The organism is Vibrio sp. Makdt (assembly GCF_027587015.1).
GTDB lineage: Bacteria > Pseudomonadota > Gammaproteobacteria > Enterobacterales > Vibrionaceae > Vibrio > Vibrio chagasii_B.
On record NZ_JAPPTH010000026.1, the window covers coordinates 58,965 to 70,766 of the forward strand.

Sequence of the window (11,802 nt, forward strand, 5' to 3'; positions counted from 1 at the left end):
TCGATGTGAACTGTTACCGAAACATTGAGTAGTACGTTGCGAAAAAGTATGCTGCGAAAATACACTGCAAGTGATAAGAGCTACATAGGTGTGCGGGCATAGATCTTTGATTGAATGGTTTTGGGTAAGCAGATGGAAGAAGCGTACAAGGGGCGATATTAAAACAGGTTGCGGAAAGTGAAGGAGTAAGCTGAGAAACTGAAATTGAATGAAGCCTCCATGCTTCGGGATTTTTAATCGTTAAATAGGTGTAGGTTCTAGAAGTAAACCTTATAGAAAACCCACGCTACCGTGTCATCAATATCGATTTTTTTCGATGCAGATTTCATGCTGCCATTGGTGTTTTCAATCTTAAATTGCCCCCAACGAGTACCATCGCTCGACAAAGGCGTACCCGCAGTTATTGAGCTTTTCAGTAATGAGGTTTCAATGTCACCATCCATGTAGGTGTATTCAGGTGAAAGCATAAAGTACGTGCCATCAGCACCCGGCTTCCATGAAATATACGCCGCAGCCATACCACCGAGTATGTCGGTCTTTTGTTCACCCATCGAAGATGCAAAATCACTGTCATAATCACCCGCTAGCACGCCCACTCGACCGAACAGAGTTAGGTTTTCTACGTCCGGTTTGATCATCACAACTCCGCCCAACGCTGCTGTCGTGAACTGAGTATTGTCGATAATATCAATCGAGCCCGCCGCTGACGGCATAACAGGGTTAGCGAAATTCATAACATGGAAATATTGCAGTCGGCTGTCTTTGTATTTTCCGTCTTGGTCCATGGTTCCTTCGATGGTACCCATCGCCATTTGACCGTTTTGTAAACCATAGCCAATAGAGCCCGACAGTTTCACGTCGCCTTGGTTACTAAAGCCTAAATAAGCGGATGTGTTAACGGCGGTCAGGTTCGAAGGATCAATCACTTCTTCATTAGAATCTTGTGCTTGAGCTAAAGTGATGCCAGCGCAAAACAGAGTGGTTGCGAAAGCAATTTTGGTGCGTTTTTTCATGTATGTTCTCCCGTATTAAGGGGACGCACTATAGAGGTTTGCTTAGGTTTATTAAGGTCATTTCGCGCCAAAAAAATGCAGCGTCAATCGAGTGATTGTTCGCTGCATTCTTAGATCCTGTAAACTTAGCTAGCCATTAGAATGGAGCTAGGTAAAACGGATTACCACATAAGATCATCTGGGATCACGAAGTCTTTGTACGGGTCATCCTCGTCAACTTCATCAGTGCTTGCTGTTTGAGTATCAACGATTGACTCCTCATCACGCATTGCGATTTTGTTCGCTACCGCTGTTGGAATCACGACATAGCTTTCGCCCTGACGTGCAATACTCAAGATACCTTTACTCAATTGCTTTTGAGTCAGCTCTTCTACGTATAGGTATTTAACCAAAGTACCATCGGTGAAGTTATATTTGATCTCACCATTTTTCTGGTCAATCTTATTCATATCAATCAGCTGTTTCACTTGAGCTTTGATCTCTTTGCTCAACTGTTTCTCTTTCAGCTGCTGGTTTAATTCTTTGTCTTTTGCTTGCTGCGCCAGTTTGTTTTCTTCTGCCGCTGCTTTTGCTTCACGAGCTTGAACGCGAGACTTTTTAGAGCCTTTCTTCGCCTTCTTTAATTTTTTCTCATTTACCAAGCCAGCTTTAAGCATCTGCTCTTGGAGTGTTAACTTTGCCATGACTTTCCCAGTTCAGGATTAAAAACGGCACTATCATACCTGTTTTTAAGGTTTCTGTTTACTGAACAAGAATAAATTACAGAACAATCGCAAAATTTGTGCTGATAGCTCTCAACTGTGTCCATATTCCCTTCTTGTTGCTCACGACCTCCACTTTACCGCGACACACAGTTTTCGTTTAAGCACGCCAACATTGGCTGATCCACAGACTCGAAAGCAATACCTAACTCTATTATTCGCGCGCGTACCATTTATCATTCCAACAAGACAATATGTTAATTTTCAATGGTTAATCAATTTTATAAAACCTTGGCATATATCTCATATTTGAATAAATGCCATAGAGTTATAACTCCAATGTCATAACTCTTGACTACGTTATTCTAGACATCAATCAATAAGGATAACGTAAACGATGAAAACTCAATGGACTTGGTTAGCTGCACTTGTGGCATCCACATCAATCGCTTCGACCTCTGCGATCGCAGATACCGACGTGTATCTCACCAATAACACCAATCAAGTAATGACCATTCAAGCCAACCACACCGGTACCGACCTGCTTCAACTCGGTGATGAGTGGCAACAGCATGTTGAACAGATTGGCCCTTGGGAGACGAAGAAGCTGATCAGTTTCAATCGCTGGACTGGAGTAAAGTCTGGGGAGACCTATGAGTTTGACACTGTGATATCGAACGCTGTGGGCGAGAGTGTCACGCTCAACCAAACAATGAAGGGACATTGGTATAACTCGACACTGCAACATGGTTTGAGTGCCGCAGACGTCAACCTAACGTTGCATGACGATCGTAATATTCATCGCAGCACAACCGATGCCTTCGGGGTCAACGCAGAGCTAGCCCTCAAAGCCGATTCTACAGCGCGCTACGATGATATTTATTACACCATCACCCCTCCAAAAGTGGATGAGCAACCGAACCCTGATGCGAATACGTTGAAGGTCATGACGTATAACATTTGGGCTCTTCCTGCGATCGCCTCCCATATTGGTGACCGCTACGACCTGATCCCTCAGTATGTCAAAGGCTACGACGTACTCGCACTTCAAGAGGTGTTTGCCAACGGTCGAGATGAATTCTTACGTGAGCTGGCCAAAGAATACCCTTACCAAACTAAAATGCTCGATAAAGATGGGATTAACATCTATGACGGCGGTGTAATCATTGTCAGCCGCTACCCTATCGTTAATGAAGCTCAGTATGTTTTCCCGGATTGCACCGGCACAGATTGCTTTGCTGATAAAGGCGTTAACTACGCCGAAGTGATCAAGAATGGTCAGGCTTACCATGTGTTCGGCACCCACACGGCATCATTCGATACGGACACCGCTCGTGATTACCGACAACGTCAATTCAAGCAGATGCGTGCACTGGCGCAGTCTCTGAATATCCCGGCATCAGAAACTGTAGTTTACAGCGGTGACTTCAACGTGAACAAGCTCAAGTTCCCAGGCGACTACCAACAGATGTTCGCTAACCTGCAGGCTGATGAACCAACCTACTCTGGTTACACCGCGTCTACCTTTGATCCACGCATCAACAACTTTGCGGGTGAACCTATGTCGGGTGGTGAAAACGTTGAGTATCTCGATTATGTAGTAGTGAGCTCGGAATATGCCGCCAAAGCTCATAATGACAATCGTGTGGATGTCCCAAGATCAACAAGCAGTGAGCTATGGAAGCACTACAACCTTTCAGACCACTTCCCTGTTAGCGCTGTCATCAAGTAACTCGGTGAACCCATAATGCAACGAGTTATATTAATCCTAATGCTCGTCTTAACGGCGAGCATTATTGGCTATTCGTGGTCATCAAAAACGAACGAAACACCGCTATCTTCTGCTCAACACACAGAACCTAAGCCGCGTGTTTCTACGACAACTGCTGACGATAATTTCACACCAACTGCAACCCCCAGTTCGGAAAATGCAGCATCACAGAGCAAACCAGCCGAAGCTGTATCATCGGGCGGGGAAACGAATGCTGAAAACTTAAGTGAACTTGAAGGTAAAGCTCTATTCGATGAACTCGATGGGTTCTGGAAGCTTTGCCAACAACGTGATGACTGTGCAGAGCAACTCGCGCGATTGAAATCAGATTTGCCAGGCATATGGTTTGAGTTATTGAGCGACTATCCGCAGCTATCAGTCGACTGGCAATTAACCCAAAGCACTATCCCTCTTGAATCCATAGAGACTCTTGAAGAGCGTGTTGCCCTATTCAAACAATCTGCACAGCAAGTATGGGGAGAGTTGGCCCACCAGCTATTCGCAGACCAGTTTACTCATTTGGATTTTACGCTTGACGCCAACACCCTTAAAGAGAACGAAGCGAGCCAGTTTTTGGCCAACTATCAAGATTTGCTTAGTGAATGGAAAAACACTACAGACACGTTAAACGCCGAAACACAGCTTCAAAAATATGAACTGGCAGTCTCTTTGATACCCAGCAGCTATAGCCCTGCTGAATTAGAATCAGTCAAAGCCGACCTTCAAGATGCCTACTTAGATGAAGCGCAGGCCAGCAACATTGCCGCGCGAGAACAACAAGTCGCACAACAGCAACAAACCGTGATGAGTTATCACGAGCAACTGGATCAAATCAAAGCGACCTTAGGCTCTCAGCGCTCCTCAAGTTATGCCACTTGGACTCAACAAGATTGGGACAGTTATTATCAGCAGCAAGTCACCGATTTCAGGGAGCAGTTCTTTAGCAAGTAACGCCTTAACTTAAACCATCCCGAAACTGTGCGGGCGTTTTATTGAGCCACCCTTTAAATGCCCTTCTGAAATTTGCAGGGTCGCTATAACCGAGCCTTTCACCGATGTCATCAATGCTCATGGTTGTGCCGAGTAATAGCTCTTTGGCCAGTTCCACTCGAACTTCGGTCAGCAATATTTGATAGCTGGATTCATGAGTAACCAGTTCTCGCCTGAGTGTACGAGAGCTACAACCAAACTCATCCGCGAGTTGTTCTATAGTCGGAAAGCTGCCTGCAGTTTGATAAAAGATCGTTTTGATCTGGTTAGTCAGCAGATGCTCAGAGTCCAACGTTTCCACTATCGACTGGCAAGACGCAAGATAGCGCTTCAGTGTCGCGGCATCATGAGTCAATAAGGTTTGCGACAAAACCGAGGCATTAAAACGCAGTTCACAATGGCTCTGCTCAAAAACAACAGGGCACTGGAAACGCTCGTCATAGAGCTTGGCGTAATTAGTGCGAGCATAAGGCAAAGCCAAGGTGTGAATATCCAATTCATGACCAGTCAGTTCTTTGAACAAAGAGACAATTGAACTCAAGAAATACTCACTGCAGAAAGGGAGCAGATCGCCCACTTCCAAGGTGTTCTCAATCTGAATCACTGCTTGTTCAGAATCTAGAAGCAGTTTAACCGAGAAGATAGGACCATTCAGGCGCAAATACTTGAAGCCCGACTTGATGGCCTCCCCGACATTTTGACTGGTTGATAGCGCATAACCCAACACACCAAAATGGCTCAAGCTAGCGTGTTCTCCCAACCAAAGCCCCAAGCCATCATGAGGAAAGCTCTGATTAGCCGCGCTAAACAACGCAAGTTTATCAGCATATGTCAGTTTTCCATTCGGGTCTCTCCAATCCATATTCGGCAAACCCACATCATTGAGTAGCCTTTCAATAACAACGCCTCGCTGCTCTAGCGTATTCAACAGCAGCGCGATATCTAGTGTACCCAACTGATGCCGATGCCCGGCTGGCTTGTACTCCGCGATAATCTCCAATCGTCTCTCCTTATATCGAGCCCATTCCCATCAACATGACTACTCAACTTCAACAGCACATGCTGACAAAATCGTGATTGGTAACATGCTCTTGTCCGAATATGACCTCCCAACTCTACGCTACTCATCGCACAATGGTATTAGTTGTTAAAATAATGTGAACCATCGCAATGATAAAAACCAACCCAGCCCCACACAGTTTGATTGATTCTAATGGTCAGCCGATCATTGGACATTTCGATGGCATCCCAAAGCACCTGAACATCGAAAACTTTGACTACCGAAACTCGATGAATTCAAAAGCAAACTCTTGGCAGAAGCACTTCCACTACAAACAATTCCAGTTTGTCAGCATCGTCACCGACACACATATTATTGGCGTCGCTATCGCGGATATTCGCTACTTAGGCTCGGCATTTTGTTATCTGTACGACATAGAAAACAACCATCTGCAAGAGTCATCTTGGTTGAGGCCATTAGGGTTTGATAAGCATGTAACGCGTTCACCATTCGAAGGAAAGACAAGCATTGCAGATCAAAGTATCACCTTTGATATTGAAGACGGACAATGGCGAGTTCGCTTGAATACCAAACTCATCAAGGCCGATATCGCTTTAGAGCCTGAAACTGATAGCTTGCCCATCGCGATGTGCAGCCCAACGGGTTATTCAGGTTGGACTTACACTCAAAAGCACAATGCTTTGAACATCAGCGGCGACATCCAAATCAAAGGAGAATCACTCGATCTCACTCAAGCTCGTGCAGGTTATGACTTTTCAGCGGGTTACATGAGACGTGAGACCAGTTGGCGCTGGGCAAGTATTAACACGCAATCCAATGGTACTAATACTGGCTTGAACCTCGCAGCAGGCGTCAATGAAACCGGAGGCTGCGAGAACGTATTATGGATCAATGGAACTCGGCACTTACTTAACCCGGTGCAGTTTGTGTTTAGTCGCCAAGACACGAATTTACCTTGGAAGATAACATCACAAGATGGACGTATAAACCTGACCTTTACGCCCCTCAATAACCGCAGCGAAAAGCTCAATTTATGGCTGTTAAAGAGTAACTTTCGCCAGTTCGTTGGTCACTTTTCTGGCTCGATTGAAGACAACAATGGAGTGACACATCAACTCGATGGTGTTCTTGGTCTAACAGAAGATCACTTTGCTCGCTGGTAGCGAAATTCTGCTGACTGAATCTCAGACGATCAAGTCTAAGTAAGCTTGATACTAAGAACGCGTATGGCGTCTCAACAAGGATAAAACATGAATATCGACGCATTAATTAATCACCCAGAATGGCTACTGTTGGTATTAGCGCCCTTGTTCGTGGTGTGCATGTTGGCTGAGTATTTTATAGGCCAGAAGCAAGGTCGATTGCCAGATAACTCGAGCTATAAACTTTCAGAACTAATGTGTAATTTCACGCTGGCGGGAATGCACCAACTCTCCGATTTGCTCACCGGGTTATTGGTCGTGCAGCTGTACCTTTGGCTGTTTGGTTGGCGCTTGATGGACATTGAAATGGGCGTGCTGAGTTTTGTTGTATTGATGGTGTTACAAGACTTTTTCTATTATTGGTTCCATAGAGCAAGCCATCGTGTTCGCTGGATGTGGGCTGCACACGTGGCACACCACAGTTCAGAAAACATGAACTTCAGTACGGCTTTCCGTCAAAGCTTAATGTATCCACTTGCTGGGATGTGGCTATTCTGGGTACCGCTGGTCATCATAGGTTTTGACCCTAAATGGGTGATCTTTGTGGTGCTTCTCAATTTAGGTTTGCAGTTCTTTGTGCATACTCAGTGGATACGAAGCTTAGGGCCACTGGAATACATCTTCAACACCCCTTCGCATCATCGAGTGCATCACGGCAAAAACCCGCAATACATCGATAAGAACTACGCCGGCGTTTTGATCATTTGGGATAAATTGTTTGGTACGTTCGAGCCTGAAATTGAAACTGTACGTTACGGCGTCACCAAACCCGTAAACAGTTTTAACCCGATAGTCGTCACCTTTCAAGAATGGAACGCGATAGTCAAAGATTTGAGGAACCGAGAGCTAACCATGAAACAGAAAGTGCGATTGATACTCTCACCTCCCTCGGACTAAACAAAGCGATCGGATTTAGTACACCTTATGAAAATCAATGAGGTTGAATGTGAGGTCGCTTACCCAAAAATCCCCATCCAACTCGGCACCTTGTACGAATCGTTTGTCTCCCATCTCTAAGGTCACAATATATTTACCCGCGATAAGCCCTTCGACCATGTAAAAGCCATCACTCTCTATTTCACTGGAATATTCGGTGCCTTTCTGGATGTGTTTAAAATGCAGGTACGCATTGCTCTCTATATCCCCTTCCACAGAGCCATCCACACCAAATGACACCACCATCTCGATCGGTGCATGGGTTTGTCCCACCTGCTTAGTATTTACAAACACTGGATTCTGAATTGGTGTTAAGTTGAGGTCTAACGCTCCTTCATCGATATAAATTGGTAGCTTTTCTCTAGCAGGAACACTTGAAAACTCAAACCTTCCTTTTGAATTACTAACAGCACGTTGGTCTAAGACCTGTAAGCTGACTCCGGCTATAGGTTGCTTGTGATGGTCATACACGATGCCGGTCAGTTTAGAGTGGTTGTATCGATTCCATTCAACAAACTCGCCAATATCTTCGTCAAAATAGGTTTTCGCACCAAATTCCGTGGTCATCTCGACGCCATATCGGTCTTCTGTGCCTTCCAATTTAAAGAGCAGATATGGATTCACGCGTGCTTCCAAAGAGGCAGTAAATGAGACCTCTTGTTTCTGGTAGCGTGCCGATACATTAGTGGTCAGCTCTTGAAATACCTTCAAAGGATCAAGCACACACTCTTTACAGGCATTTCTTAAGGAGAGCTCAGTGCGTTCATGATGTCCAGACCCATTCACTGTTCCAGATATATTCCACGATGTGTCAGAGAAGCCGCTTTTGGCGAGCTCGACGGTATGCAAGTAACTATCTTGGTGGGTATCTTTCGTGTATTGATAATCTCCTGCATAAGAAAGGAACAGGTTACTCGACACTTTGGCGTTCACTTTTGGCTCTACACTTAACTCGTCGTCATCGTTTCTTACCGTTAAAAAGGCAGTGAGATTTGCAAGTGACAAGTTGTACTTGAAGACATCATACTCCATCGACTCTAAATCCAATTCATCGGTCTTATTAAGTTCAATCGATGCGGACTGATCGGCACCTAGCAAGATATCAAACTCCATTGGGAACCGATTAAAATCGGGCAACCAACCAATATGACCAGCAAACCAATGTGTCGGTAAATATCGTCCCTGAAAACCGACCAAGTCTTTACCATGCTGTCGTCTGAAAGCACTACCCACGGTAAAATAATCAGCGAGGCCATACTCTAACGAGACAGCGCCAGCTCGATCCGCGCCTTCATTACCTACCACCTCAACGCCCCATTCATTGTGTGGTAAAAAGGCATCTTCTAAACCAGCAACGGTGATCTCTTCCTCCTGCCACACCCCTTTAGACAAGTAGTAACGAAACTTTATGGTGTCACCTGGGGAAATGTTGTCTTCTTCAATGACAAAACGTCCAAACTCATCAGAACGATAAGTGGTTTGATAGATACCATTAACCAACACATCAATGCTGATATTGGGTTGAGTTGTACGTTCCAATTGTAAGTTGCCGAACTCTGGCTGACGGTTTCGATTGGTGTAGTAAAGCCCGTCTTCAAGAGTTTGGTTAACCGTAAAAACGCTGCCATCCAACAATACATGCCCTAACTCAAGCGAGCCCTCACCATCGTTAGTCTCAACCGCAATGTTGTAATAAACGATGGGCTGATCTTCTCTCGAATCAATAGACAATCGGGATAAGGAATGTTCGGTGCTTAAAATGGTATCGGAAATAACGTAAACATCGCCGCCCTCTTCACTGTCGTGATATACAGACGTTGCTACTCGTGTCGCTAATCCCACCCCAGCAAGGGGATCGACCGCAGGCACGTTAGAGGCACGTTTTAATTCTTCGGCTTTCTTGCGGGATTCATTCTTGATCTTCGAGATCACCGCTTCCAGCTCTGTTAACGAACTGAACTCTGGCGACACGGTTAGCCGATAGTCATCAATGTCCCATCGGACTTTGGCAGGGATACACGCTTGTAGGCTGTACCAGTGGATATAGGTTTCAGACTCAATCACTTCAAACTTAATTGATTGGATATTATTGTCATCGCGATAACAAAGCGCTTGCTGGGTATCAACAATATAGGGGGGAGACTCTCTACCCACATCTTGCGGCAGGTAGATTTCACAATAACCCACGTCATCGCACTGCCCGTTCATCTCTAACAGCGAAAAAGCCGCATTGGATATCGATATGAACGGCTCTTCGTAATCATCCATCATGACACGGTAAAAGCTATCACCGACTTGTCCTACTCGCACCTCTATATGAGCAGGATAGAGTTCACTCGCCTCGCTTTCCTGTTCTGACTGCGAATAAGCGACAAATGGAAGCAAAGAGCCAAGCAAGACAAGTCGACATAACAGGTGCTGGAACATGAATCTTATCGTCACTCAATCGAGCGCGTAAGCACTGACAGCATACAGCTCAAGTTATAGAACACATTCGTGCAAAGACTCGTCGTTTTGAACCAGTGAAATCTTTGAGCCTTTCGGAAGCGATTTGGTTAATTCAGCATTACGCAACAACACCACCTTTTCGCTGTGTTCGTCGACATTCAGTTTGGCGCTGAACTGAAACTTACCGTCATTGGTGATCTTGAGGTTCTGTTCATCACATTCAAACTTAACATCTTGGACCTGTTCACCTTTTTGTACGTAAACCGGCACATAACTGTTGATGTGGAAGTTAAGCTGGAACGCTGAACCATTGTTAGATCGCACCTTTCTGGACAGGTCTGGCGGTGAGGCTTCGGGCGCTTTCGCTATCGGAGAGAACCATAGATAAGCACGGTATTCACCATCAGGCATGTCCGCAGGTAAGGCGTTCATGCGCAGGCGAACGGTGCGCCTTTGGTTAGGCTTCAATTCACGAATAATCGGTGGTGACACTTTAATCCAATCAGCGATGTTTTCAGACTCAGCAATATTGGCATCGGTACGCACCAGCCCCCTTGCCTTTACTGGTCGATAGATAGGTTTTATCTCTAATCGAATCGGTTCATCTGAATTGTTTTCTACCACGATTTTTTCTGTCACAGAGGTATCAGCATCTAAGACGAAACGTGTTGGTGCAATAAGGAGTTGAGCATAGGCTTGTGCAGTGAAAAGTAAGCCGACAATACATGAGATAAATAACTTCATTTATAATTAACCTCAAAAGGAATGGTACTGGTATAAACGCCAGCTGGGTGATTCGCGCCGATTTTTACTCTTGCGCCAATACACAGCAGTTTACTTCTGCCATTCCCTTTTATTTTCGCTCTGCCCCTTTTCGACAAGCCGCAGCCAAAATAGAACTTTTTGATACGAAGACGTTTAGACTTTTGGGAATGGTTAAGGTATTGGTTAGATGGGAGCGAAACCACGATCTTTTTCCCTGGCTCACCTTCGACATAAAAGCGCACCACATAAATCTGACTACTCGATGGATTAGCATCGGCATTCTGTCCAGAACCGGAAACATACATGCCCGGAAATTTTACTTCCATATTCTCAGGAATTATTTCCAGAGCATAGAACGGGCTTGAATAAAAAATAAGACCAATATAAGCCGTGTACTTAACTACACATCTAAATAGAGACTTCATAGTAAAAGCGGCTGCAATATAACAGCCACAATATTAGACTAGTTTCATTTAATTACTGGTAAGTTACATCTACTGCAACGTTTGCAGTATAAGTACCAGCGACTAATGTTGCGCTCGAAGTCCGTGCAGTGCCACCAATATTAAGATCCGCAGTACCCCCGGTAAGAGTTATCGCGTTATTAAAGTCAAATTCTGCCGCGATTGTATTTACGCCGTTAACCAAGTTGGTATCTGAAATACTTACTGTTACCGTATCACCAGACTCTCCAGAAAGCGTAAACGCCGCAGCTCCTGCATCACCTTGAGCGACAACAACATCAGTAGTGTTGTCTGATGTGATGATACCGAAGTCTAAATCACTGGTTTTTGTCATTGTAATTGCTTGTTTTACTTCTAATGTTGCATCAAAAGTGTCACTCACAGCGAAAACGTTCGCTGAAGAGATAGAAAGTGCAGAGACAGCAACAACCTTAAAGACTTTGTTCATTTCTTTAATCCTTTATATAAATTCGACTTTATTATTAGGGTTA

At 44.8% G+C, this 11,802-nt stretch carries 11 protein-coding genes; 4 read left to right on the forward strand and 7 right to left on the reverse strand.

Going from position 1 to position 11,802, the window contains the following annotated elements; genetic code table 11:
- Positions 1 to 257: 257 nt before the first annotated feature.
- On the reverse strand, positions 258 to 1,013 hold the full coding sequence (locus OH460_RS22965; RefSeq protein ID WP_269999654.1) for a hypothetical protein: 756 nt from the start codon (positions 1,011 to 1,013) through the stop codon (positions 258 to 260).
- Between the two features lie 161 nt (positions 1,014 to 1,174).
- On the reverse strand, positions 1,175 to 1,696 hold the full coding sequence (locus OH460_RS22970; protein WP_198777698.1) for a DUF2058 domain-containing protein: 522 nt from the start codon (positions 1,694 to 1,696) through the stop codon (positions 1,175 to 1,177).
- A 415-nt stretch (positions 1,697 to 2,111) separates the two neighbouring features.
- Between OH460_RS22970 and OH460_RS22975 the strand changes: the two genes are divergently transcribed.
- Positions 2,112 to 3,446 (forward strand): sphingomyelin phosphodiesterase, encoded by a 1,335-nt coding sequence (locus OH460_RS22975; protein WP_269999655.1) that lies wholly within the window; start codon positions 2,112 to 2,114, stop codon positions 3,444 to 3,446.
- Positions 3,447 to 3,485: 39 nt separating this feature from the next.
- The gene (locus OH460_RS22980; RefSeq protein ID WP_269999663.1) at positions 3,486 to 4,436 is read left to right on the forward strand and encodes a chromosome partitioning protein ParA; all 951 of its coding nucleotides are present in this window, start codon (positions 3,486 to 3,488) and stop codon (positions 4,434 to 4,436) included.
- A 4-nt stretch (positions 4,437 to 4,440) separates the two neighbouring features.
- On the opposite strand, the gene OH460_RS22985 is transcribed toward OH460_RS22980, so the two are convergent.
- Complete coding sequence (locus OH460_RS22985; protein WP_269999656.1) at positions 4,441 to 5,475, reverse strand: AraC family transcriptional regulator; 1,035 nt, start codon at positions 5,473 to 5,475, stop codon at positions 4,441 to 4,443.
- A 170-nt stretch (positions 5,476 to 5,645) separates the two neighbouring features.
- Between OH460_RS22985 and OH460_RS22990 the strand changes: the two genes are divergently transcribed.
- Both OH460_RS22990 and OH460_RS22995 read left to right on the forward strand, forming a co-directional pair.
- Entirely contained in the window at positions 5,646 to 6,659 is a 1,014-nt protein-coding gene (locus OH460_RS22990; RefSeq protein WP_269999657.1) for a DUF2804 domain-containing protein, read from the forward strand.
- 87 nt (positions 6,660 to 6,746) lie between these two features.
- Positions 6,747 to 7,595 (forward strand): sterol desaturase family protein, encoded by an 849-nt coding sequence (locus OH460_RS22995; protein ID WP_269999658.1) that lies wholly within the window; start codon positions 6,747 to 6,749, stop codon positions 7,593 to 7,595.
- A 15-nt stretch (positions 7,596 to 7,610) separates the two neighbouring features.
- Here OH460_RS22995 and OH460_RS23000 read toward each other — a convergent pair whose 3' ends face one another.
- Genes OH460_RS23000 through OH460_RS23015 form a run of 4 tightly spaced genes read right to left on the reverse strand, consistent with a single transcriptional unit; the run spans position 7,611 to position 11,759 of the window.
- A complete protein-coding gene (locus OH460_RS23000; protein ID WP_269999659.1) occupies positions 7,611 to 10,061 on the reverse strand; it encodes a carboxypeptidase-like regulatory domain-containing protein in 2,451 nt (816 codons plus the stop codon).
- A 54-nt stretch (positions 10,062 to 10,115) separates the two neighbouring features.
- A complete protein-coding gene (locus OH460_RS23005) occupies positions 10,116 to 10,826 on the reverse strand; it encodes a fimbrial biogenesis chaperone (protein ID WP_186170741.1) in 711 nt (236 codons plus the stop codon).
- Positions 10,823 to 11,272 carry a DUF4402 domain-containing protein gene (locus OH460_RS23010; protein ID WP_061031507.1) on the reverse strand — a complete coding sequence of 150 codons (450 nt, stop codon included), beginning with the start codon at positions 11,270 to 11,272 and terminating at the stop codon, positions 10,823 to 10,825. Before OH460_RS23010 ends, OH460_RS23005 begins: the two co-directional genes overlap by 4 nt.
- A gap of 52 nt (positions 11,273 to 11,324) precedes the next feature.
- Positions 11,325 to 11,759 (reverse strand): DUF4402 domain-containing protein, encoded by a 435-nt coding sequence (locus OH460_RS23015; protein WP_008217484.1) that lies wholly within the window; start codon positions 11,757 to 11,759, stop codon positions 11,325 to 11,327.
- Positions 11,760 to 11,802: the final 43 nt, after the last annotated feature.